At 71.5% G+C, this 23005-nt stretch carries 18 protein-coding genes and 1 other RNA gene; 4 read left to right on the top strand and 15 right to left on the bottom strand.

The window, feature by feature from the left end; translation table 11 throughout:
- Positions 1–232 precede the first annotated feature (232 nt).
- A complete protein-coding gene (hrpA, locus tag MHY49_RS12100) occupies positions 233–4138 on the bottom strand; it encodes an ATP-dependent RNA helicase HrpA (RefSeq protein WP_239204438.1) in 3906 nt (1301 codons plus the stop codon).
- A gap of 190 nt (positions 4139–4328) precedes the next feature.
- Here hrpA and tdh point away from each other — a divergent pair, with 190 nt between their 5' ends.
- Together tdh and MHY49_RS12090 are read left to right on the top strand one after the other, a co-directional pair.
- Positions 4329–5399 carry an L-threonine 3-dehydrogenase gene (gene tdh / locus MHY49_RS12095; protein ID WP_200503154.1) on the top strand — a complete coding sequence of 357 codons (1071 nt, stop codon included), beginning with the start codon at positions 4329–4331 and terminating at the stop codon, positions 5397–5399.
- Between the two features lie 71 nt (positions 5400–5470).
- On the top strand, positions 5471–6688 hold the full coding sequence (locus tag MHY49_RS12090; RefSeq protein ID WP_239204436.1) for a glycine C-acetyltransferase: 1218 nt from the start codon (positions 5471–5473) through the stop codon (positions 6686–6688).
- On the opposite strand, the gene MHY49_RS12085 is transcribed toward MHY49_RS12090, so the two are convergent.
- From MHY49_RS12085 to MHY49_RS12075, 3 genes are all read right to left on the bottom strand, one after another.
- Positions 6657–7658 (bottom strand): phosphotransferase, encoded by a 1002-nt coding sequence (locus MHY49_RS12085; protein WP_239204434.1) that lies wholly within the window; start codon positions 7656–7658, stop codon positions 6657–6659. The two genes, MHY49_RS12090 and MHY49_RS12085, sit on opposite strands and share 32 nt — an antisense overlap.
- 43 nt (positions 7659–7701) lie before the next feature.
- On the bottom strand, positions 7702–9120 hold the full coding sequence (locus MHY49_RS12080; protein WP_239204432.1) for an MFS transporter: 1419 nt from the start codon (positions 9118–9120) through the stop codon (positions 7702–7704).
- Positions 9121–9408: 288 nt separating this feature from the next.
- The gene (locus tag MHY49_RS12075) at positions 9409–10884 is read right to left on the bottom strand and encodes a SulP family inorganic anion transporter (RefSeq protein ID WP_239204430.1); all 1476 of its coding nucleotides are present in this window, start codon (positions 10882–10884) and stop codon (positions 9409–9411) included.
- A 189-nt stretch (positions 10885–11073) separates the two neighbouring features.
- Between MHY49_RS12075 and MHY49_RS12070 the strand changes: the two genes are divergently transcribed.
- Positions 11074–13170 (top strand): glycoside hydrolase family 3 N-terminal domain-containing protein, encoded by a 2097-nt coding sequence (locus MHY49_RS12070; protein WP_239204428.1) that lies wholly within the window; start codon positions 11074–11076, stop codon positions 13168–13170.
- Positions 13171–13574: 404 nt separating this feature from the next.
- Here the strand turns inward: MHY49_RS12070 and ssrA are convergent.
- Positions 13575–13945, bottom strand: a transfer-messenger RNA (tmRNA) gene (gene ssrA, locus MHY49_RS12065).
- A gap of 188 nt (positions 13946–14133) precedes the next feature.
- On the opposite strand from ssrA, the gene MHY49_RS12060 reads away from it, so the two are divergent.
- The gene (locus MHY49_RS12060; RefSeq protein ID WP_239204426.1) at positions 14134–14703 is read left to right on the top strand and encodes a hypothetical protein; all 570 of its coding nucleotides are present in this window, start codon (positions 14134–14136) and stop codon (positions 14701–14703) included.
- Between the two features lie 66 nt (positions 14704–14769).
- Here MHY49_RS12060 and smpB read toward each other — a convergent pair whose 3' ends face one another.
- The 10 genes from smpB to MHY49_RS12010 form a co-directional block, all read right to left on the bottom strand.
- Complete coding sequence (gene smpB / locus MHY49_RS12055; RefSeq protein WP_228358021.1) at positions 14770–15276, bottom strand: SsrA-binding protein SmpB; 507 nt, start codon at positions 15274–15276, stop codon at positions 14770–14772.
- Positions 15277–15422: 146 nt separating this feature from the next.
- Positions 15423–16760, bottom strand: a complete 1338-nt coding sequence (locus MHY49_RS12050) for a M23 family metallopeptidase (protein ID WP_239204424.1) — start codon at positions 16758–16760, stop codon at positions 15423–15425.
- A gap of 2 nt (positions 16761–16762) precedes the next feature.
- On the bottom strand, positions 16763–17680 hold the full coding sequence (ftsX, locus tag MHY49_RS12045; RefSeq protein ID WP_200503116.1) for a permease-like cell division protein FtsX: 918 nt from the start codon (positions 17678–17680) through the stop codon (positions 16763–16765).
- Positions 17677–18648: a cell division ATP-binding protein FtsE gene (gene ftsE / locus MHY49_RS12040; RefSeq protein WP_239204422.1), complete on the bottom strand. Its 972-nt coding sequence runs from the start codon at positions 18646–18648 to the stop codon at positions 17677–17679. The genes ftsX and ftsE overlap by 4 nt, the downstream gene beginning before the upstream one ends.
- Positions 18649–18779: 131 nt before the next feature.
- Complete coding sequence (prfB, locus tag MHY49_RS12035) at positions 18780–19904, bottom strand: peptide chain release factor 2 (RefSeq protein ID WP_228358019.1); 1125 nt, start codon at positions 19902–19904, stop codon at positions 18780–18782.
- 58 nt (positions 19905–19962) lie between these two features.
- Positions 19963–21135: a glycerate kinase gene (locus tag MHY49_RS12030; protein WP_239204420.1), complete on the bottom strand. Its 1173-nt coding sequence runs from the start codon at positions 21133–21135 to the stop codon at positions 19963–19965.
- A 77-nt stretch (positions 21136–21212) separates the two neighbouring features.
- Entirely contained in the window at positions 21213–21704 is a 492-nt protein-coding gene (locus tag MHY49_RS12025) for a pilus assembly protein TadG-related protein (protein ID WP_239204418.1), read from the bottom strand.
- Positions 21701–22306 carry a TadE/TadG family type IV pilus assembly protein gene (locus MHY49_RS12020; protein WP_239204416.1) on the bottom strand — a complete coding sequence of 202 codons (606 nt, stop codon included), beginning with the start codon at positions 22304–22306 and terminating at the stop codon, positions 21701–21703. The genes MHY49_RS12025 and MHY49_RS12020 overlap by 4 nt, the downstream gene beginning before the upstream one ends.
- Entirely contained in the window at positions 22303–22671 is a 369-nt protein-coding gene (locus MHY49_RS12015; protein WP_228359688.1) for a TadE/TadG family type IV pilus assembly protein, read from the bottom strand. Before MHY49_RS12015 ends, MHY49_RS12020 begins: the two co-directional genes overlap by 4 nt.
- A gap of 29 nt (positions 22672–22700) precedes the next feature.
- Entirely contained in the window at positions 22701–22949 is a 249-nt protein-coding gene (locus MHY49_RS12010) for a hypothetical protein (protein ID WP_239204412.1), read from the bottom strand.
- Positions 22950–23005: the final 56 nt, after the last annotated feature.

Genomic DNA, 23005 nt, shown 5'->3' with positions numbered 1-23005 from the left:
CCGAGTCCGACCGCGGTTCTTTGCGCGGGCATGAACTCCTTGACCCGGCGCCCGCAGAGCCTCCGTGACCTCATCGTGACCGGTCGAGCGGGCGTTCAGACGCCGCCCAGCGCCCTCCGGGATCCTCCGCAGTGCGCTCACCACGGCGAACGCAAAAGTTGCGTATGCGATCGACGGAGGTGGCTCCGAGCACACGGATCAGGGGGCGTGTGTCACGTCCCGCGGCGCCGGCTCAGGCCGAGAGCGCCGCGATCGCCGTGCGGAGGCGCTTGTCGGAGACGGTCTCGCGGGTGCCCAGGGTCTGGGCGAACAGGCTCACCCGGTACTCCTCGAGCAGCCAGGGGATGCGCGTCGCGTCCTCCTGGGCGGCGCGCGAGCGGGAGAGCTTCGCGCGGGCGCGCTCCCACAGCTGCTCGACGTCGTGGACCTGCCAGGCGAGCTTCGCGTCGCGCGGAGGGTTCTCCTCGAGCTTCTCCAGCCGGATCCCGTCGGCGCGCAGGTAGCGCACCAGGTCGCCCAGGTGCTCGACCCCCGTGCGGGAGACGAAGCGCTCCCCCACCAGGCCCGCGGCGTGCTCGCGGATCTCGGTGAGCTGCTGGAGGATCGTCAGCGAGGAGACGCGGCCGAGCGACTTCGCGAGCTTCGCGTGGGCGGCGAGGGCCGCGGCCGCGTCGCGCACGGCCTGCGCCGCGACCCGGTCGTGGTCCGTGCGCACGCGCGCGAGCGCCGCGTCGAACTGCTCGCGCGTGCGCACGGAGCCCGCGTCGCCCACCAGATGAGCGGTCGCGGCCGCGGACGCGTCGGCCAGGAGGGCAGCGCTCGAGGGGTACGGGGACTGCGCGACGGCGAGCTTCGTGGGGTTCGGCAGCGCGTTCAGCACGGACGCGAGGTCCGGGTGCAGCTCGCGGTCCACGAGCGCGATCACGCCCTCGGGGTGCGCGCTCGCCTGCTCCTCGGCGGTCGCGAGCACCTTCAGGTCCACCCGCTCGACCTGCCCGTCGGCCCCGCGCACGGCGACCAGCGCCGGATACCCGGTCACCTCGAGACCGCCGACGCGGCTGCGATGCACCGCAGGGACGCCCGCCTCGGGGAAGGCTGGGAGGTCGCGACGGGCGAGGTCCTCGCCCTGCGTGGTGACCGAGGCGTCCATGCGCGTCTTCAGGCGCTTCTGGAGCGCGCCGAGGTCGTCGCCCGCGCCGATCTCCCGACCCTTCGCGTCGACCACCCGGAAGTGCATGCGCAGGTGGGAGGGGATGCGGGCGAGGTCGAACTCGGGGCCGTACAGCTCGAGGTCCTGCGGGACGCCGGGGAGGGCGACGAGCTCGTCGGCCGCCGCCTCGACGAACGCCTCGCCGGCGTCCGGGTCGTCGTCGTGGAGGGTCGCCGCGACCGCCTTCGCGCGCTCGGGGGCGGGGACCAGGTGGCGGCGCAGGGGCTTGGGCAGGGAGCGGATGAGCTCGGTGACGAGCTCCTCGCGCATCCCCGGGACCAGCCAATCGAAGCCGCGCGGGGTGACGCGGTTGAGGACCGCGAGGGGGATCGTCGCGGTGACGCCGTCGCTGCCGCGCGCACCCACGTCCCCGAAGGAGTAGCTGAGCGGCAGCGTGAGGTCCCCCTGCACCCAGGTGTCGGGGAAATCGGCCTGGATCGCGGCGGTGACGGACTCGTCGGCCGCGAGCAGGTCGTCCTCGGTGAGCGTGAGCAGGTCGGGGGTGATGTGCCGCTGCTTCTTCCACCAGGCGTCGAAGTGGCGGCCGGAGACGACGTCGGCAGGGATGCGCGCGTCGTAGAACGCGAAGACCTGCTCGTCGCCGATGAGGAGGTCGCGCCGACGGGTCTTCGCCTCGAGCTCCTCGAGCCTCTCGATGAGCGCCCGGTTGTCGCGGAAGAAATGGTGGCGGGTCCGCCAGTCCCCCTCGACGAGGGCGTTCTGCAGGAAGATGTCCCGGGCGAGCTCGGGGTCCACCCGGCCGAAGGGCACCACGTGGTCGGCGACGATGGGCACCCCGTAGAGGGTGACCTTCTCGTGCGCCATCGCGGAGGCCTGCTTGGAGGACCAGTAGGGCTCGGAGTGGGAGCGGCGCACCACGTGCGCGCCGATCTCCTCGGCCCAGGCGGCGTCGATCCTCGCGGCGGTGCGTCCCCAGAGCCGGGACGTCTCGACGAGCTCGGCGACCATGACGAGCTCGGGGCGCTTCCTGGCGAGGGCGGATCCGGGCCAGAGCGCGAACCGCGCGCCCCGGGCGCCGGAGTACTCGCGGCTGCGGTCGTCGTAGAGGCCGACGTGGGAGAGCAGCCCCGCGAGCAGCGCCTGGTGGATGCGCGCGGGATCGGCCTCGCTCTTGTTGAGGTGGAGATCGGCGTCCTTCGCCATGTCCTTCAGCTGGGAGTGCAGGTCCCACCATTCGCGGATGCGCAGGTAGTGGAGGTATTCGCCGCGGACCTCGCGGCGGAACGCGCTGCCCGAGAGCTCCTTGCGCCGCTCCTGGAGGTGGTTCCAGAGGTTCAGCAGGCCCAGGAAGTCGCTGGTCTCGTCCTCGAAGCGCCTGTGCTTCTCCTTGGCCTGCTGCTCGAAGCCGAGCGGACGCTCGCGCGGATCCTGGATGGAGAGCCCTGCGACGATCACGAGGACCTCGCGCAGCGCGCCGAGGCGGTCGGCCTCGATGAGCATGCGCGCCATCCGGGGGTCCAGCGGGAAGCGCGCGAGCAGCCGGCCGATGTCCGTCAGGCGCCGTCCTCCCGGCGCCTTCGGGTCGGTCTCGATGGCGCGCAGCTCCTCGAGCAGGCGCACGCCGTCGGTCACGGCGCGCGTGGCAGGGGGCTCCACGAACGGGAAGGACTCCACGTCCCCGAGCCCGAGGGAGGTCATCAGCAGGACGACGGAGGCGAGGTTGGTGCGCAGGATCTCGGGCTCGGTGAACTCCGGGCGGGTCTCGAAGTCCTCGCGGGAGAAGAGACGGATCGCGATGCCGGGATGGGTGCGGCCCGAGCGGCCCGACCGCTGGTTCGCGCTGGCCTGGGAGATCGGCTCGATCGGAAGGCGCTGCACCTTGGTGCGCTGGGAGTAGCGGGAGATGCGGGCGAGGCCCGAGTCGATCACGTAGGTGATGCCGGGGACGGTGAGCGAGGTCTCGGCGACGTTGGTCGACAGGATGATCCGGCGGTGCGTGCCCGCGGGGCGCGGCGAGAAGATCCGCTGCTGGTCGTTCGCGGAGAGCCGGCCGAACAGCGGCAGCACCTCGGTGGGCAGACGGCCCCGGCCTCCCGAGCCCAGGTGCTGCTCGAGGCTGTCGCGGATCTCGCGGATCTCGCGCTCGCCGGGCAGGAAGACGAGCATGTCGCCCGGCCCCTCGGCGGCGAGCTCGTCGACCGCGTCGATGATCGCCTCGTCGAGGTCGCGCTCGATGGAGTGGATGTCCTCGAGCTCGTCGGCCTCCGAGGCCTCCTCGGCGGCGACCTCCGCGTCGATCACGAGCGGCCGGTAGCGGACCTCAACCGGATAGGTGCGCCCGGAGACCTCGAGGACGGGCGCCGGGTGCATCGCGCCGTCGGCCCCGCTGGTGGCGAAGTGCTGGGCGAAGCGCTCGGGGTCGATGGTCGCCGAGGTGATGACGACCTTGAGGTCGGGGCGCTGCGGAAGGATCTGCCGGAGGTAGCCGAGGATGACGTCGATGTTCAGCGAGCGCTCGTGGGCCTCGTCGATGATGATCGCGTCGTAGCGCCGCAGCAGGCGGTCCGAACCGAGCTCGGCCAGCAGGATGCCGTCGGTCATCAGCTTCAGCCGGGCGCCGCGGGCGACCTCCTTGGTGAAGCGCACCTGGTAGCCGACGGTCCCCTCGCCGAGCTTCTCCCCCAGCTCGGAGGCGATGCGGCTCGCGACGCTGCGCGCGGCGAGCCGTCGCGGCTGCGTGTGGCCGATGACCTTTCCGTTCCCGCCGAAGCCGAGCTCGAGGAGCATCTTGGGGATCTGCGTGGTCTTGCCGGATCCGGTCTCGCCGGCGATGACGACGACCTGGTTCTCGCGCAGCGCGGTGAGGATCTCCTCGCGCTGCTGGGAGACGGGCAGCTCGCCCGGGTAGGTGATCGCGAGCTGCGGTGCCTCGGGGTGGGTCTCGGTGGTGCTCGGGCGCGCGCTCATGATGGGACATGCTAGGCGTTCGGAGGCGTCGGGGTCGCCCCGATTCCCGGTGCCCGCCCGCGGGGCCGGGCACTGCCGCCGCCCCTCGGCATCCGTGCGCGTTCTCGCGCTGAACGCGCACACCTGCGCAGGGGCGGATAAGGTGACGGGCGACGGCTCTCGAGGAGGAGACACGGGGATGACAGAGACGATGCGCGCCCTGCGCAAGACGGCGCCGGGACCGGGGCTCGAGCTCACCGAGGTGCCCGTCCCCGCGATCGGCCCCTGGGACGTGCGCATCAGGGTGCTGCGGGCAGGGCTCTGCGGCACCGACCTGCATCTTCTCGCCTGGGACTCCTCCGCCGAGGCCATGTGCGACACGGTCCCCTTCACCCCGGGGCACGAGTTCTACGGGGAGGTCGTCGAGATCGGCTCCGAGGTCCCCGACGTGCGCGTGGGCGACCGCGTCTCCGGCGAGGGCCACGTGGTGTGCGGGGTCTGCCGCAACTGCCGCGCGGGCCGGCGCCAGATGTGCATCCGCACACGCAGCGTCGGCGTGCAGCGCGACGGCGCCTTCGCCGAGCAGGTCGTCATCCCCCACCAGAACGTCTGGGTGCACGAGCACGAGGGCCGCGAGGAGTTGATCAGCCCCGAGCTCGGCGCCGTGTTCGATCCCTTCGGGAACGCCGTGCACACGGCCCTGAAGTTCCCGCTGGTGGGCGAGGACGTGCTGATCACCGGCGCCGGTCCGATCGGCCTCATGGCCGCCGCCGTGGCCCGCCACGCGGGAGCGCGCTTCGTCGCCATCACGGACGTGCACGAGCACCGGCTGCAGATGGCACGCGCCGCGGGGGTCGACCTCGCCGTCAACGTCGGCGAGCGCCGGATCACGGACGTGCAGCGCGAGCTCGGCATGAAGGAGGGCTTCGACGTGGGTCTGGAGATCTCCGGGCAGCCCAGCGCCCTGCAGGAGATGATCACGAACATGAACCACGGCGGGAAGATCGCCCTGCTGGGCCTGCCCGCACGGCACTTCGAGCTGGACTGGACCACGGTCATCACCCACATGCTCACCCTGCAGGGGATCTACGGACGCGAGATGTTCGAGACCTGGAACGCGATGAGCGCGATGATCTCCACGAGCCCCCTGCTGCGCGAGCGGATCCGCGCGACCGTCACCGACGTGCTTCCCGCGACCGCGTGGGAGCGCGCCTTCGAGATCGCGCGCTCGGGCAGCGGCGGCAAGGTCGTGCTGGACTGGACCGTGTTCGACGGCTCCTGACCCGCCCTGCTCCATCGCACTTCACCGCACCGCACCGCACCGATCATCGCCCGCCTGAGGAGGCACCCCTGATGTACGCCGACGTGAAGGGCCAGCTGGCCGCCGAGCTCGAGGAGATCCGCGAGGCGGGCACCTTCAAGAACGAGCGCACGATCTCGACCCCGCAGTCAGCGCACGTCGAGGCCGCGGCCTTCGGCGACGCCCCGGCGGAGGTGCTGAACTTCTGCGCGAACAACTACCTGGGCCTGGCCGACGACCCGCGGCTCATCGAGGCCGCGAAGAAGGCGCTGGACGAGCGCGGGTTCGGCATGGCCTCGGTGCGCTTCATCTGCGGCACCGGGGACCTGCATCTCGAGCTCGAGCAGAAGGTCAGCGAGTTCCTGGGCACCGAGGCGACGATCCTGTTCTCCTCGTGCTTCGACGCCAACGGCGGCGTCTTCGAGTCCCTGTTCGGCGCGGGCGACGCGATCATCTCCGACGCGCTGAACCACGCCTCCCTCATCGACGGCATCCGGCTGTCCAAGGCCTCCCGCTACCGCTACCGCAACGCCGACATGGACGATCTGCGCGCCCAGCTCGAGGCCACCCGGACGCAGAACGACGGAGCTCCCGCTCGCCGCACGATCATCGTCACCGACGGCGTGTTCTCGATGGACGGGTACCTCGCGCCGCTCGATCGCATCTGCGACCTGGCCGACGAGTACGGCGCTCTCGTCCTGGTCGACGACTCCCACGCCGTCGGCTTCATGGGCGACACGGGCGCCGGCACCCCCGAGCACTTCGGGGTCTCCGATCGCGTCGACATCTATACCGGCACCTTCGGCAAGGCGCTCGGCGGCGCCAGCGGCGGCTACGTCTCCGGCCGCGCCGAGATCGTGGACCTGCTGCGCCAGCGGGCCCGCCCCTACCTGTTCTCCAACTCGCTCGCGCCCGCGATCGTCGCCGCCACCCTCACCGCCCTGGACCTCGTCGAGGGCAGTGCGGACCTGCGCGAGAAGCTGTTCGAGGGCGCCTCCCTGTTCCGGCGCCGCATGGTCGAGGAGGGCTTCGAGCTGCTGGACGGCGAGCACGCGATCATCCCCGTGATGTTCGGCGACGCGCGGCGCGCGGCGAAGATCGCCGACGCCATGCTCTCGCAGGGCGTCTACGTCACCGCCTTCTCCTACCCCGTCGTGCCCAAGGACCGTGCGCGCATCCGCGTGCAGCTCTCCGCGGCGCACTCCCCCGAGGACATCGAGACCTGCGTCCAGGCCTTCGTCACCGCGCGCGGCGCGACCGAGGTCTGCTGAGCGCGTCGAGCATCCGCCGGGCGCTGTGCTCGAGGGCGGCGTGAGTGGTCTCCTCCGCATGCGCCGGGTGGGAGAGCATCGCCGAGGCGAATCGTGCGGCCCACGCCCGGGCGCGCAGCACGAGCGCGTCCCGGGCACGCGCATCCGCCTCCCGCGCCCAGGCCGCACGCCGCAGATAGGTGCGGATGGCGCCGCCCGAGGGATCGAGGTGGAAGATCGCCCCGAGATCGCTCGCGGGATCGCCGGCGCAGGTGTCGCCCCAGTCGATGAGACCGAGCCGGGTCGCGCCATCGCGCGAGGATCCCTCCGCGGGCACCACCAGGTTCCCCGGATGCGGATCGCCGTGCAGCAGCAGGTCGGGGCCGTCCCAGACATCCGCGTCCAGGCCCTGCTCCCACGCGGCGCGCACCCTCTCCCCCGTCGGCCGATCCAGGAGCGACCTCTCCTCGGCGACGGCCGCGCTGCGCCGCTCGAGGGGCACGCCCCGCACGCGCCCGCGGGGATGCCCCGTCGGCGCCGTCCGATGCAGCGCGGCGAGGGAGATCGCCAGCAGCTCGGCGAGCCGCGGCGCGGTGCCCGGCGCGCTCCGCACGAGCTCCGCGACCACATCGCCCTCGATCCACGTGAGCAGCGCCGCGGGCCCGCCCGGCGCATCGGCCGGGGCCTGGCCCAGCAGACGAGGGCGGGAGAACGGAAGGGTGCCCGGCAGGGCGTCCGCATTCCCCAGCAGGGCGATCTCGTGCTGGAGGATCTCGCGGGCGATCTCCCGCTCCGGCACCCGCAGCACCACGCGCGTGCCGTCCTCGAGGTCCCCGACGTGCCACTGGCTGTTGTCCCAACCCCGGCCCAGGCGCGTCGGACGGGCGGCGCGGGAGACGAGGACGCGCGAAGCGCCCTCCTCGTACCGGATCCGGTCCAGGAGGGCGCTCACATGCGCGGGGGTCGTCGGCCCGCTGCGGGCTGCTGCCATGGGCCCAGGGTAGGCCGGGGCGCGGGGTGCGCGACCGGCCGGGTCAGACGCCGAGCGGCTGCTCGCTGGGCCCGGGCTCGCCGCCCGCGGTGCCCCGGGCGGCCAGCGCCTCGGCCTCGCGCCGCTCGCGCTCGGCCTGCCGGGCGGCGTCCCGCGGGTAGCAGAAGTAGAAGCCGCACCAGATCACGGCGTTGATCAGGTAGGGGACGACGCAGAACCAGAGGAAGGTGACCTGGAGGTCGCCGAAGACGTCGGCGATGATGCCGATGTTGATCGAGAGGATCGCGGTGATGCCGCCCTGGACGAACGAGAACAGGAAGGCGAAGGCCGAGGCGCCGAGCTTCTTGGGGACCACGGTCGAGACGATCGGCAGCACGCAGCCGGAGAAGCCGATCGAGAACACGAGCCCCATCACGAAGGTCGCCGCATAGATGAACACCCGGCTGGTCGAGTCGATCTGCGTGGCGAGGAAGATCGTGCCGGCGAAGCACACCAGGTAGACCTGCATCAGCATGATGCGGCCCTTGTAGCCGAAGCGCGCGGTCACCAGGTCGCCGAGGAACCCGCCCAGGAACGCGGAGAACATCGATCCCAGCGAGAACACGGCCATCACCAGCGCCGCCTCGGGCACGCCCATCCCGCGCACGTCGACGAGGAACTGGGTGTAGAAGCTCAGCAGGATCAGCGACGTGATGAACGGCAGCATGACGACGATCATCCAGATGGTGGGGATCCTGAACAGCTGGCCCACGTCGCGCAGGCGGAAGGTGCCGGACTCCGGGTCGTCGGTGACGCTCACGGACTTCACGGCCGGCTTGGGCACCCACAGCAGGATCAGCAGGCCCGAGACGATCGAGATGGCGCCCATCGTCCACAGGGCGTAGCGCCATCCCTCGGGATTCGATCCGAACAGGCCGATGGCAGGGCCGATGAGGATGCCGACGCCGCCGCCGATGCCGCGGACCATGCCGTAGGCCTTGCCCCGCTCGGACTGCTTGAACAGGTCCGGCAGCATGCCGTTGAGGACGGGCTCGGAGGCGACGGTGCCCACGGCGGAGATGGCGAAGAGCACCACGAGCGCGGTGTAGCTGGTGGCGAAGCCGCATGCGACGGTCCACAGGCCCCACACGCCGGTGACGAGCACGAGCACCCGCTTGCGGCCGAAGCGGTCCGCCGCGATCGCCCAGGTGGGCCCGAAGATCATGCGGGCGAACATCGGGATCGCGCTGAAGATGCCCAACTGTGTGTAACCGAGGCCGAAGGCGGCGGCGATCAGCGGGAAGAAGGTCTTGGTCAGTCCGGACTCGGAGTTGTCGACCGCCTGGGAGAACCCGAGGGCCGCGACGGCGCGGGCGCGCTTCGGGGGCTTCGGCGCCTCGGAGCTGGGCGGAGCGAGGGTGGGCAGGCCGGAGCCGTAGTAGGCGTACCCGGCGTGCTTCGTGGTGTCGTTGACGTGAGACATCGGTGTCCCCTTCGGAAGGGCCGCGACGGTGCGGCTCGGTCTCGAGACAGCCGGTCGCTGTCGGAGGAGGTCAGCCCGCCCTCCGCCGCCGTGGCGGGCTGCGGGGGCCGGTGCTGAGCGCTGAATCTCCCCCGGCCGATGCAGCGGACGTGACCGATTGCACGATGTTGCCGACGGGCGGGACCGACGTGCCTGGTCAGGCACCGCTGTTGCCGCGCGTTGTCGTGGTCACGAGGTCGGAGGGAGAGCGTCGATCCCCCGCGCGTCGGCCTGCAGCCGCGAGGTGGTTCAGCCGAGCCGCCCGCCGAGGCGCTGCACATAGTGGTCGGAGATCCGGTCGAGCCCGGTGAACTCGACGCTGCGTCCGGTGCGGTGGTACTGCTCGCGCACGCCGTCGAGCGCCGCGACGCTCGAGGCGTCCCACACCGTCGCCCCGCTCAGGTCGACCGTCACGTGCGAGGGGCCCGCGTCGTAGTCGAACTGCTCGACGAGATCATTGCTCGAGGCGAAGAACAGCTGGCCGCGCACGCGGTAGAACCCCGGGTCTCCGGGGTCGCGGACCACCTCGGTCATGTGGGCGACGCGCCGCGCGAACGCGACGGCGGCCGTGATCACCCCGAGGATCACGCCGACGGCGAGGTTGTCCGTCAGCACCGTGCCGAGCACGGTCACCAGCAGCACGACGGTCTCGCTGCGGGGCATGAGGGGCAGGGTGCGCAGCGAGTGCCAGTCGAAGGTGGTGGCTGCGACCACGAGCATCACCGCGACCAGGGCGGCCATGGGGATGCGGCCGACGGTGTCGCCGAGGGCGACGGACAGGGTGATGAGGAAGGCGCCGGCGAGGAACGAGGAGAGCCGGGTGCGGGCGCCCGCCTGCTTCACGTTGACCATGGTCTGGCCGATCATGGCGCAGCCGCCCATCCCGCCGAACACCCCGGTGATCACGTTCGCCGCGCCCTGTCCGAGGGCCTCGCGCGTGCGGGAGGTGCGGGTGCGGGTGATGTCGTCCACGAGGTTCGCCGTCAGCAGCGATTCCATGAGGCCGACGAGCGCCATCGCGACCGCGTACGGGGCGATGATCCCCAGGGTGTGCAGGGTCAGCGGCACGTGCGGCAGGCCGGGGACGGGCAGGCTATGGGGCAGGGCGCCCTGGTCGCCGACCGTCGGGACGTCGGCCCCGAGGCTGACCGCCGCGAGCGTGATCAGAAGGATCGTCACGAGCGGGGCCGGGATGCGGCGGGTCAGCCGCGGGAACAGGACGATGATGGCGACGCCGGCGGCGACCAGCGGGTAGACCAGCCAGGGCACGCCGATCAGCTGCGGGAGCTGGGCGGAGAAGATGAGGATCGCGAGGGCGTCGACGAATCCGACCATCACCGAGCGGGGGATGAACCGCATCAGCCGGGCCACGCCGAGGCCGCCCAGCAGCATCTGCAGCATCCCGCCCAGGATCACGGTCGCGATGAGGAAGTCGACGCCGTGGTCGCGGGCGACGGGGAAGATCACCAGTGCGATCGAGCCCGCGGCCCCGGAGACCATGGCGGGCCTCCCGCCGAGCACCGCGGTCGCGCAGGCCATGGTGAACGCCGCGTACAGACCCATCCGCGGGTCGAGCCCGGCGACGATGGCGAAGCTCAGCGACTCGGGGATCAGCGCGAACGCGGTGACCAGCCCGCCGAGCACCTCGATCGAGAGCAGGCGGGGATCGCGCAGGACGCTCAGCACGGACGGGGCGCGGCGGTCCGTCTGGAGGGTGGCGGGCATGGGCTCGAGTATCCCGCAGGCGGGCCCGACGGCACGCGTCGTGGTGACGCGCACCGCGGCCGGCCGACGGCCGGGCCGGGGCGAGCAGCAACGCGTGGCAAGGCATGCGTCGGCGCTGCGTGCCGCGGGTAGCGTCGCGACGAAGGTTCCCGCGCGACGTCCCGGCGCCGCCGTCACGAAGGAGTGCACGTGTCCGTTACGCCCCGCCCGCAGGCCGCTCAGGTCCCCCTCGCCTCCCGCGTGAAGCAGATCATCGAGGTCGACGGCCTGCGCTTCCGCGACCTCGACGGCGACGGCGAGCTCGCGCCCTTCGAGGACTGGCGCCTGCCCGCCGCCGAGCGCGCGGCCGACCTGGTGGCGCGCATGAGCCCCGAGGAGAAGATCGGCCTCATGGTCATCAACTCCCGCTCGATGGGCATCTCCCAGCACGATCCGGAGCTGACCAGCCACGACGGCGCACTCGACGAGCAGTACCACCCGATCAAGCTCGATCCGCACAACTCGGCCGGGGACCCCTACGAGGGCACCACCGAGCAGATCACGCAGATGCACATGCGCCACTTCATCATGCGCGAGACCCCCACCGGATCGCGCATCGCGACCTGGATCAACGCCATGCAGGAGGTCGCCGAGACCACCCGCTTCGGCATCCCCGTGATCGTCGCCGCGAACTCGAAGAACGAGGCCGGCGGCTTCCGGATGGGCGCCACCCCCGAGGACCAGGACTTCACCCAGTGGCCCGGCACGCTGGGCCTCGGCGCGACCCGCGACCCGGAGCTCGTGCGGCGCTTCGCCGAGCTCTCGCGGCAGGAGTGGGCCGCGAGCGGTCTGCGCAAGGGCTACATGTACATGGCCGACACCGTCACCGACCCCCGGTGGTTCCGCTCCTACGGCACCTTCGGCGAGGACCCGACGTTCAACGCCGCGGCGATCGACGCGGTGGTGCGCGGCTTCCAGGGCGAGGACGGCCTCGGCACCGACGGGGTCGCCCTGACCACCAAGCACTTCCCCGGCGGCGGCGCCCGCGAGAACGGCTTCGACCCGCACTACGCGGAGGGCCGCTTCAACGTGTACCCCACCCCGGGCTCCCTCGAGGCCTATCACCTGCCGCCCTTCCAGGCGGCGATCGACGCCGGCACCTCGAGCGTCATGCCCTACTACGCGATCCCGTCGAAGGAGAAGTCCGCGACCCCGCAGGGCCGGCTCACGGAGTTCGAGCAGGTCGGTTTCGCATTCAACAGCGAAGTGCTCGCGCTGCTGCGCGCGATGGGCCACACGGGCTACATCAACTCCGACTCGGGGATCCTGAACAAGATGGCCTGGGGCGTCCAGGAGCTGTCCGTGCCCGAGCGCGCGGGCGCCGCGATCTCGGCGGGCACCGACATGATCGCCGACACCAACGACGTCCGCTCGATCCGCGAGGCCTTCGTCAAGGGGCTCTTCCCGGCCGAGCGGCTCGACGAGGCCGCCCGTCTGCTGCTCGTGGAGCTGTTCGCCCTGGGGCTGTTCGAGAACCCGTACGTCGACCCCGAGCGGGCCGACGAGGTCGTCGCGAACACGCAGGCGCAGGAGGCGGCCCTCGAGGCGCACCGCCGCTCGGTCGTGCTGCTGAAGAACCCCGCTGACCGCTCAGCCGGCCCCGGCGCGGCGGGGACGGCCGCGGAGGACGGGCGCCGCATCCTCCCGCTGCGCCCCGACGCGCTCACCGGCCGACGCGTGTACGTGGAGATGTTCGAGGACGGCATCACCGTCAAGCGCCTGGACGCCCTGCGCGCACGCATCGCGGGCGAGCACCCCGAGGTCACCTTCACGACCGACTTCCATGAGGCGGACATCGCGATCGTCCTCGCTCGCCCGTTCACGGGCGACTACTTCCGCTCGACCGGTCTGCTGGACCTCACGATCGACGAGCACTCCGGCGTGGACCTCGCGAAGATCCGGGAGATCCGCGGCAGCGTGGACACCCTGGTGGTGGGGCTGAACGCGGTGATGGCCTGGCTGCCCGGGACCCTCGAGACCCTCGCGGACGCGTTCGTGTGCGGCTTCGACACCCGGCTCGAGACGCTCGTCGACGCGATCCTGGGCGACTTCTCCCCCACCGGGCGCCTGCCGCTGACCTTCCCGATCTCCGACGAGGCGATCGCGGTCGACGAGAACGGGATCTGCGCCTCCCCCAACGACGTCCCCGGCTTCGCCAAGGAGCAGCACATGGACGGCCGTCCGTACGTGTACGTCGACTCCGAGGGCGGGCGCTGGGTGAGCGGCTTCGGCCTCGAGTACGCCTGATCGGCGGGGCGCCGCAGCCGGTGACCGGGCGTCCTTGAGGGAGGCCGTGCGGGCCGGCTGCCGGGATGTCTGCCGGACCGGCTTCCGGGATGCCTGCCGGACCGGCTTCCGGGATGCCTGCCGGACCGGCTTCCGGGCCGGGTCCCGCATCCGTGTCCACGCCTGACCGCGGGCATTCCAGGGGGTCCTGTCGTCGACGGGCCGAGGGTGAGGAGCCGTGGCGATATCGCCACGGCTCCTCACCACCGGCCCGTCCCTGACGGCAACCCCACGACACACGGCCCGCCCCACCCGACGGCCTCGCCCCGCTCGGCACGATCGCCCCACGTCGCACGCACAGCTCGCGGCGCACGCCAGAAAGGCCCCCTATCCTGCACGCCGATGCAGGTGAGGGGGCCTTCTGAGGGTGGAGACGGCGGGAATCGAACCCGCGTCCGATAGTGCTGAGCGAGGGCTTCTCCGGGCGCAGTCCGTGTTGGCGTTTTCTCAGTCCCGACGATCCCACGGACGCGTCGTCGACGGACTCAGTCACTCTGAGGTGTTCACCCGACCTCGATGACGAAGGCCGGAAGCAGTGGCTCCTTTGATGATGGAACGATCCGGGTCAGGAGCACCCCCGGGGTTCCAGACTGCTAACGCTGATCAGGCAGCGAGAGCGAAGTCAGTGCGCTTGGGTTCGGCACTTATTGGTTTCCCAGGAGCGTTGACGAGATGACCTGGGATCCTCGGCCCGCTTCCCCTCACTGGACAACTACCGTCGAAACCGATCGTCCCCGAGTGTGGGTCGCGTGAAGACGGCGACCTGGGTCGCCGAGCACTTTGCCGCTGTTCACGTATCAATCCACAGGCGCGGCGTGCCGCGCTGTGCCTCCAGTGTAGCCAGGTGTCCGCGAGGTGGCCAGCGCTTATCGCTCAGCCCACGGTGAACGCCGCGGCGCCCTCCCCCGGCCGTACGGTGAAGCGGTGAGCAGCTTCGAGTTCGAGGGCATGACCTTCACGATCGACCCGATGACGCTGCGCGAGAGCGTGGACGACCCGGGAGCGCTCGCGCGCTGGTGCGCGGCGAACCCGCGGGACCCCCGCGCCGTCGCCCACCTGCGGATCCTCGGCCGGCTCGAGGAGGCCGAGGCCCTGGGTCGCGTCCTGCTCGCGGACAGCCCCGCACATCCCGTCGCCCGTGCCGCCCTGCGCACCCGGCTGGCTCAGGTGCTGCAGTGGCAGGGCCGCTTCGAGACGGCCGACGAGGAGTACTCGCGCGCCGCGGAGGAGACGGGGCTCTCGGACGACCCGACCGCTCCGAGCTCGATCCTCGCGCTCGCCGCGGTGCTCCAGCACCGCGCGAAGAACCGCTTCGAGCACGCCCTGGTCGCGGAGGCCGGGGAGCGCCCGCGGCTGTCGGCGCGCCTCATGGACGCCGCCCGGGAGGACGCACGACGGGCGCTCGCGATCCGCGAGGGTCTGCGCGCGAGCGAGGACCAGGTCCTCAGCAGCCGCGAGACGGTCGCGCGCCTGGAGCGCGACGGCGAGGGCTGAGCGGGCGCTGAGCGGGCGCGCGGCTCAGACCCGGCGGATCATCCCCGGCGACTCGAACCAGGGGGCTCAGACCAGTTCGCGGCGGCGCATGGCGCGCTGGGCCTCGCGCAGGTCCTGCTTCTCGCGCAGGGTCTGGCGCTTGTCCCAGTCCTTCTTGCCGCGCGCCAGGGCGATGACGACCTTGGCGTGGGAGCCCAGGAAGTACATCTCGAGCGGCACGAGCGTGAAGCCCTTCTCGCGGGTCTTGCCGGCGAGCTTGTCGATCTCGGCGCGGTGGAGCAGGAGCTTGCGCTTGCGACGGGCGGCGTGGTTCGTCCAGGTGCCCTTGACGTAGGGGGCGATGTGCACGCCCTCCATCCACATCTGCCCGCCCTCGATGAAGCAGAAGCCGTCCACGAGCGAGGCGCCGCGGTCGCGCAGCGACTTCACCTCGGTGCCGGTGAGCACGATGCCCGCCTCGAGGGTGTCGTCGATGTGGTAGTCGTGGCGGGCCTTCTTGTTCGACGCGATGAGGGTCTTCTTGGGTCCGTCGGCCTGCTGCTGCTTCTTCTTCGCCGGCTTGGTGGCGGCCATGTCGCCCCTCCTCACGTCTCGCGGCTCCCGGGGCTGCGCCCCGCCTGTGCGGTACGACAGCTTATCGGCCCCGCCTGCGAGCGGGCCATGGGTTTTCGCTCGGGGCGCAGACCCGGGGCGCGGCGAGAGGGCAGGGAGGGAGCAGGTCAGCCGATGTAGTTCACGGGGTTCACGGCGGTGCCGTCCTCGTGGATCTCGAAGTGCAGGTGACAGCCCGTCGAGGAGCCGGTGGTGCCGACGTAGGCGATCGTCTGCCCCTGCTTCACGTGCTGTCCGGTGGAGACGGCGAAGCGCTCCAGGTGGTGGTACGAGCTCGTCATCACGTGCCCGCCGGATGTGCCGTGGCCGACGATGAGCTTGTTGCCCGCGCTCGCGTTCGACGTGGTGGCGAGCACGGTGCCGTCCTTGGTGGCCTTCACGGCCGATCCGCAGGCGGCGGCGAAGTCCATGCCGGCGTGCAGCTTGCGGGTGTGGTAGATCGGGTGCACGCGCCATCCGAAGGGCGAGGAGCGCCGGGCGTTCGAGGGGGCGAGCCAGCCGGACTTCGAGACCGGGGTGGACAGGGCGCCCGAGGATCCGCCGGAGCCCGAGGACTTCTTCGCGGATGCGGCGCGCCGGGCGGCCGCCTCCTTCTCCTTCTCCTCCTTGATGAGGTCGGAGATCTCGGAGTCCAGCGCCGAGCTGCGGTCCTCGAGGTCGGACTGGTCGTCCTTGTACTTCTCCTTCTTCTTCTCGAGCGCGTCGGCCTGCTTCTTCTGCGTCGCGTAGAGGTCGTCGAGGGTGTCCTTGGCGTCCTGCGCCGACGTCTTCGCCTTCTCCTTGCGCGCGACCGCTGCCTCGGACTCCTTCTTGAGGTCGTCGATCTCGGCGCGGACGGCGTCCAGGCGGTCGGCGGCGTTCTCGGTGACCGACTGGTCGGTGCGGAGGTCGTCGAAGCGGGTGCCCTGCGCCTCCAGGGTGAGCTTGAAGTTCATCGAGCGGTCGACGGCGTCCTGCGGGTTCGCGCTGCCCACGTAGACGCTGGTGGGGTCGGGCAGCCCGCCGCCCTTGTAGGCGGACAGCGAGACCTCGTCGAGCTGCTCGCCGGACGCGTCGACCTCCTTCTTGCCGCTGTCGACCTGGCCGCTGAGGTCGGCCTCCTCGGCCTTCGCGTCGGCGAGGCGGTCGCCGATCTCCTCGTCCTCGTCCTCGGCGTCGGACAGCTCCGACTTCGCCTTCTCGAGGGCCTTCTGGGCGTCGGGGATCTTCAGCTCGGTCTTGGCGAGGGCGAGGTAGGTGTCCGCCAGGTCCGAGTTCACGTCGCTGAGCTCGATGCGCAGGTCGTCGAGCTGGTCCTCGACGCTCGCCTTCTCCTGCTCCTTCTGCTTGCGGTCCCCGTCGGCGCGCGCGGGAGCCAGCGGGGAGAGCATCATCTGGGTCGCGACGAGCGCGAGTGCCAGCACCAGCAGGGTGAGGATCCGCAGGTTCCGAGCGCGGGACGTCATGGTCACACCTTCAGGTAGCGGTTGAGCGAGACGATCGAGGATCCGATCGCCAGTATCGCCCCGATCAGCACGAGGATCGGCGCTATCCACAGCAGGTCGGCGCTTCCCACGGTGATCAGCTCCGATCCGAGCGTCGGTGCGAGCCAGCCCTCGACCAGGAAGTGGGTGCCGGTCCACAGCAGGCCTCCCGCGATGAGCGCGCCGAGGATTCCGGCGACCGCCCCCTCGAGCATGAAGGGAGTGCGGATGAAGACGTTCGAGGCGCCCACCAGGCGCATGATCGCGATCTCGCGCCGACGGTTCGCGATGGACATCCGGATCGTGGTGGCCACCAGCAGCACCGCGGCGACCAGCATCAGCACCGCGAGGCCGACCGCGAACACCGTGGTCTGGTTCAGCACATCGATGAAGGGGGCGTAGGCGCTGAGCAGGTCGGAGACCTCGTCGACGCCGTCACGGCCCTGGAAGAACTCCACCACCGCGTCGGACTTCGAGGAGTCGTCGAGCGTGATGTGGAAGGAGACGGGCATGTCCTTCGCGGTGAAGTCGGAGGCGAAGCCCTGCCCGGAGAACTGCTCCTGGTAGATCTTCAGGGCCTCGTCCTGGTCGCGCTCGGAGTAGGAGTCGATGTACGGGGCCAGCACGTCCCCGTCCAGCGCCTCGCGCACCGACTGGATCTGCGCGTCGGTCGCGGCTCCCCCGGCGCACGTGGACGCCGTGGAGTGCGGCGAGCACATGAAGATCGTGACCTGCGACTCCTGCACCAGCGTCGCCTTCATGTCGAAGATCTGCTTCTGCATGAGCAGACCCGCGCCGACGAAGCTCAGGGAGACCGCGGTGACGATGACGACCGAGATCACCATGGCGATGTTCCGCCACAGGCCGCTGAGGATCTCGGAGGCGATGTACCGGCCCCTCATCGTGCGCCCTCCTCGCGGTCGGAGGCGTGCGGGAGGTCCTCGGCCAGCGCCTCCTCGGAGAAGGCCTCCTCGGCCTCGTCCAGCAGGTCGCGGGGACGGGCGTCGGGCACCAGCTCCTCCTCGACGACATCGGATCCTGCGGCGCCGGACGCTGCGGAACCGGACGCTGCGGCGGCGGAGCCCGCGGCGACCGAGCCCTCGCCGGCCGGCTTCGCGCCCCCGGCGTCGCCCTCGGTCGGATCCTCCCCGTCCTCGACGTTCCCGGAGATGACGCTCACGGGGGTCGGGGACTCGTAGGTGCCCTCGGCCTCGTCGCGGACGACGCGCCCGTCGACGAGCTCGACGACGCGTCGGCGCATGCGGTCCACGGCCGCGCGGTCGTGGGTGGCCATGAGCACGGTGGTCCCGCGCTCGTTGATCTGCGCGAGCAGGTCGAGGATGCCCTCGGCGGTCGCCGGGTCGAGGTTGCCGGTGGGCTCGTCGGCCAGCAGGATCGAGGGGCGGTTGACGTAGGCGCGGGCGATCGCCACGCGCTGCTGCTCGCCGCCGGAGAGCTCGTGGGGCATGCGGCGCCCCTTGTCCTCGAGGCCCACCATCTCCAGCATCTCGGGGACCAGGCGGCGCACCACGCGGCGGGGCGTGCCGATCACCGCGAGCGCGAACTCGATGTTCTGGTACGCGTTCTTGGAGGGCAGCAGCCGGAAGTCCTGGAAGACCATGCCGATCTCGCGGCGCAGCGCGGGGACGCGCCACGACGGGATCCGGGCGAGGTCCTTGCCCGCGACGTGCACGCTGCCGCGCGTGGGGGTGGCCTCCTTGAGCACGAGGCGCATGAGGGAGGACTTGCCGGAGCCCGAGGCCCCGACGAGGAAGGCGAACTCCCCGCGCGCGAACTCGAGGTCGATGTCCTGCAGCGCGGGCGACTGTCCTCGCAGGTACGTCTTGGAGACGTCGTCGAAGCGGATCACGGCGGCCTTGGGGGTTTCGGGGGTGCGTACCCGACCAGGCTAGGGTCGATCAGCGCCGACGCCGCGCGGGCGCGCGCAGGCGCCGGGTCAAACCTTGGTCAAGGCGTCGGGCCGTGGAGGCGGGCGGCCTCTCAGCCCTCCGCCGCCTCGGCCTTCTGCTGCCCGACGCGCCAGCGGATGCCGGCCTCGATGAGCTCGTCGATCTCGCCGTCGAACACGGCGGAGGGGTTGCCCTCCTGGTGCTCGGTGCGCAGGTCCTTGACCATCTGGTACGGGTTCAGCACGTAGGAGCGCATCTGGTCGCCCCAGCTGGCCTTGACGTCGCCCGCGAGCTCCTTGCGCTCGGCGGCCTCCTCGGCCTTCTTCAGCAGCAGCAGGCGGGACTGCATGACGCGCAGGGCGGCCGCGCGGTTCTGGATCTGCGACTTCTCGTCCTGCATCGAGACCACGGTGCCCGTGGGGAGGTGGGTCATGCGCACGGCCGAGTCGGTCGTGTTCACGCTCTGACCGCCGGGTCCCGAGGAGCGGAACACGTCGACCTTGAGGTCGTTGTCGGGGATCTCGATGGAGTCGGTCGACTCGATCAGCGGGATCACCTCGACCGCGGCGAAGGAGGTCTGGCGGCGCCCCTGGTTGTCGAAGGGGCTGATGCGCACGAGCCGGTGGGTGCCGCCCTCGACCGAGAGGTTGCCGTAGGCGTAGGGGGCGGAGACCTCGAAGGTCACCGACTTCAGCCCGGCCTCCTCGGCGTAGGAGGTGTCCATGACCTTGGTCGGGTAGCCGTGGCGCTCGGCCCAGCGCAGGTACATGCGCAGGAGCATCTCGGCGAAGTCCGCGGCGTCGACGCCGCCGGCGCCCGCGCGGATCGTGACCACGGCGTTGCGCTCGTCGTACTCGCCGGAGAGCAGGGTGCGCACCTCGAGCTCGTCGAGGGTGCGGCGGATCGAGGTCAGCTCCTTCTCCGCCTCGTCGGCGGTCTCGGCGTCGTCCTCCTCCGCCGCGAGCTCGACCATGACCTCGAGGTCGTCGATGCGGGAGGAGAGGTCGTCGATGCGGCGCAGCTCGCTCTGCGCGTGCGACAGGGCCGCGGAGACCTTCTGCGCGTTCTCGACGTCGTCCCAGAGGTCGGGGGCCGAGGCCTGCTGCTCGAGATCGGCGATCTTCGCCTTGAGGGCGTCGAGATCCGTCACCTTCTCGATCGACCCCAGGGTCGTGCGCAGGTGCTGGATCTCTTCGGTGAAGTCGATGGTCGCCACGAGAGGCGAGTCTACGGGAGAGCGCCTGCACGCCGGGCGGGGCACGGGATCGGATGCGTCACCGCGCGCTCGGCCGTCGGCCCTCCCCGCCCACGTACTCGCCGATCTCCCGGCCGATGTCCTCCAGCAGCTGCGCGGTGCGATCCATCGCGTCCTCGACGTCGAGAGCACGGGAGAGGAGGTCCAGGGCGAGGTCGATGCCGGCTCCCTCGAGCTCGTCCGGCGCGAGCTCGAGGGAGCCCGCGACGGCGATCACCCGGGCACCCGCGTCCGCCGCGCGGCGCGCGACCTCGGCGGGCCCCTTGCCCGAGAGGGTCTGGCGGTCGAGCCGCCCCTCGCCCGTGATGACGACGTCGGCGCGCGCGAGGGCTGCGTCGAAGCCGAGCAGGTCGAGGACCGCGTCGGCCCCCGAGACGAAGTCCGCGCCGAGCGCGTAGAGCGCGAAGCCGGTGCCGCCGGCGGCACCCGCGCCGGGGCGCTCGCGCAGGGGCGTCGGGGCCGACGGGCCCGTGCTCGCCTGCTCGACGGCGTCGGCCCAGCGGCCGAGGATCTCGTCGGCCGTCCGGATGTCGGCGTCGGCGAGTCCCTTCTGCGGGCCGAAGACCGCGGCGGCGCCGTCGGGCCCGAGCAGAGGGTTGGTGACGTCGCACGCCGCCTCGAGGTGCACGCCCTCGAGGGCTGCGAGGGCCGGGCCGAGATCCGCGCTCGCGACGCCCGCGAGGCCGTCATGGCCGTCGGGGATCGGGGTGTCGTCGCCGTCGAGGAGCCGGGCGCCGAGCGCCGCGAGGAGACCTGCGCCGCCATCGGTGCTCGAACTGCCGCCGAGTCCGATGACCAGGTGCGCGGCACCCGCGTCGCGGGCGGCGAGGATCAGCTCGCCGAGTCCGCGGGTGCTCGCACGGGCATGGTCGAGGAGCGTGCGGCCGGCGGCGTCGCCGGGCAGACGGCGCAGGCCGGAGGTCTCGGCGAGCTCGAGGACCGCCTCGGCGCCGCTCTGGGCCCAGCGCGCGGTGATCGGCTCGCCCGTCGGCCCGGTGATCCGGGCCTCGTGGGCGGTGAACCCGGCGGCGAGCGCGGCCTCCACGGTGCCGTCGCCGCCGTCGGCGATCGGGAGCAGCTCGGTGCGCGCATCGGGGCTGGTCGCGACGATGCCGCGGGAGAGGGCGGCCGCGACCTCTGCGGCGCTCAGGGAGCCCTTGAACTTGTCGGGGGCGATGAGGACGGTCGGCATGCGATCTGGCTCCTTGTGGTCGGCGGCGCGGGATCCGCCGTGGTGTCTGCTCGGGTGCTTCCCGCGGGCTCGTGCGTTCAGTCGGACCGGGCGCTACCGCTCACGTCCAGCGGGATGCTGATGACCCCCGTGCGGGTGATCCAGCCGATCAGCGGAGGATCCGTGACGGCCCCGAGGCGCACCTCGACGCTGCCGTCCTCGAGGACCCGGGCGTCCTCGACGTGGATGTCGCGGGTGCGGGTCGATCCCGGCGGGTAGGACTCGAGGTACTCCTCGGCCTCCCGGCGCACGTCCGTGCTCCGCAGGGAGGTGGGACCGTCCTCGTAGACGGAGTCCTCGCCATAGGCCTGCGAGGCCGCGAGGGCCGCGCCGTCGGCCGCGTTCTGCAGGCGGTTCCTCTCGAGCTGGACGCCCGTGATGGCGGTGCCCACGCCGATCACCATGAGGATCACGACGAGCACGCCGGTGGTCAGCACGGTCATCGTGCCGGTGTCCCGGCCGAGTGCGGTGCGCAGTCGCCCGAGGGGACCTGTGCTCGAGGGGCCGACTTGTCTCCGTCGCACGCTCATGAGTCGTCGCTCCGCTCCTGGGCACCGGGTCGCGAGGCCGTCGGAGCGTCGTCGGCACCAGGGACCTCGCCCTCTCCGTCCTTCCCGGCGCGTTCTCCCGGCGCCCGGTACTGGTCGGCCTCGACGACGTGCTCGGCGCCGACGTGCACGGGGCCGTCCGCTCCGAGCATCGGTCCGAGGCCGGGGATGGGCACGCCGATCGTCACCTCCGCGGTGACCTCGCTGCCGGCCGCGGAGCACGGGTCCTTCGAGCAGTGGATGGTCACGGCGTCCTGCGAGGACAGCCCATGGTCCTCGAGGGTCATCCTCACCATGGCCTCGGTGCGGGCCTCGGCCCGGGACGCGTCCGGCTCGGTGGCGTGGATCCGGGCGGCGTCGCGCGCGATCACATCGGCGGCGAACACGGCGCCCTGCACCGATCCGAGCGAGAGCACGAGGTAGAGGGAGGGGATCAGCAGGATCACCGAGAGCGCGACGAACTCCACGAGCGCGTTGCCGTCCTCGCGGGCCAGTCGTGAGCGCAGCGCTCGCACTCCCTGCGGCACGTGGAGGTCCGACCGCTCCCGGCGCCGGGCACGGCGATCCCTGTCTCGTCCGCTCACCAGGTGTCCTCATCGATCGCATGGCCGTCCACGTGCATCGTGCCGGCGGGACCGAGCAGCCCGACGAGCGGGAACGAGGCGCTGACGCGGACGCGGATCACGCCGTCGCCGTCCTCGTCGGCCTCGACGTCGACCTCGTAGTCCTCGCCGAAGCGGTCGTGGACGAGCTGCGCGCCGCGCACCTCGCCGTCCGCGGGCGAGTTGCCCTCGAGCGAAGCCGTGTGCGCCGCCTGCACGGCGGCATCGGTCAGCGTGTTGCGGGTGTGCACCACCAGCGCGCACTGGATGATCGTCAGCGCGATCACGATGATCAGCACGGCGACGAGCGGGAACTCGACGACGGCGGACCCTTCGTCATCGCGCAGGCGACGGCGCAGCGCACCGGCGCGGGTGCTCAGAGCTTCCGGTTCAGGAAGGGCTCCATGGCGTTGTTGAAGATCTGCACGATCTGATCGGAGGCCACGGCCCACAGGGCGACGACGATCGCCGCCGTCATCAGGGTGATCATCACCCAACCGGGCACGTCCCCGCGCTCGTCCGCCAGGGAGGGCCGGGAGCCCGCGGGCATCGGGCGCCGGTGGCGAGGCCCGACGCGCAGGGATGCGGGGGGCGTGCGGTGCATCGTCAGTCGGTGGATCGTCATGGTGCTCTCCTTCTGCCGCGGTGGCGCGGCGCATGGGGTCAGGGATGGGGAGGGTG

Origin of the sequence: Brachybacterium sp. ACRRE (genome assembly GCF_022346485.1) — a bacterium.
GTDB lineage: Bacteria > Actinomycetota > Actinomycetes > Actinomycetales > Dermabacteraceae > Brachybacterium > Brachybacterium halotolerans.
The sequence above is the reverse complement of the archived record's forward strand: the minus strand, read 5'-3'. Positions and strand labels throughout refer to the sequence as shown.

Coding starts and splice junctions, on each gene's coding strand:
- MHY49_RS12050 (WP_239204424.1), bottom strand. CDS start 16,760: ATGACGTCCCGCGCTCGGAACCTGCGGATCCTCACCCTGCTGGTGCTG.
- MHY49_RS12080 (WP_239204432.1), bottom strand. CDS start 9,120: ATGTCTCACGTCAACGACACCACGAAGCACGCCGGGTACGCCTACTAC.
- tdh (WP_200503154.1), top strand. CDS start 4,329: ATGCGCGCCCTGCGCAAGACGGCGCCGGGACCGGGGCTCGAGCTCACC.
- MHY49_RS12030 (WP_239204420.1), bottom strand. CDS start 21,135: ATGCCGACCGTCCTCATCGCCCCCGACAAGTTCAAGGGCTCCCTGAGC.
- MHY49_RS12090 (WP_239204436.1), top strand. CDS start 5,471: ATGTACGCCGACGTGAAGGGCCAGCTGGCCGCCGAGCTCGAGGAGATC.
- MHY49_RS12085 (WP_239204434.1), bottom strand. CDS start 7,658: ATGGCAGCAGCCCGCAGCGGGCCGACGACCCCCGCGCATGTGAGCGCC.
- MHY49_RS12025 (WP_239204418.1), bottom strand. CDS start 21,704: ATGAGCGTGCGACGGAGACAAGTCGGCCCCTCGAGCACAGGTCCCCTC.
- MHY49_RS12010 (WP_239204412.1), bottom strand. CDS start 22,949: ATGACGATCCACCGACTGACGATGCACCGCACGCCCCCCGCATCCCTG.
- smpB (WP_228358021.1), bottom strand. CDS start 15,276: ATGGCCGCCACCAAGCCGGCGAAGAAGAAGCAGCAGCAGGCCGACGGA.
- ftsX (WP_200503116.1), bottom strand. CDS start 17,680: ATGAGGGGCCGGTACATCGCCTCCGAGATCCTCAGCGGCCTGTGGCGG.
- MHY49_RS12075 (WP_239204430.1), bottom strand. CDS start 10,884: ATGCCCGCCACCCTCCAGACGGACCGCCGCGCCCCGTCCGTGCTGAGC.
- hrpA (WP_239204438.1), bottom strand. CDS start 4,138: ATGAGCGCGCGCCCGAGCACCACCGAGACCCACCCCGAGGCACCGCAG.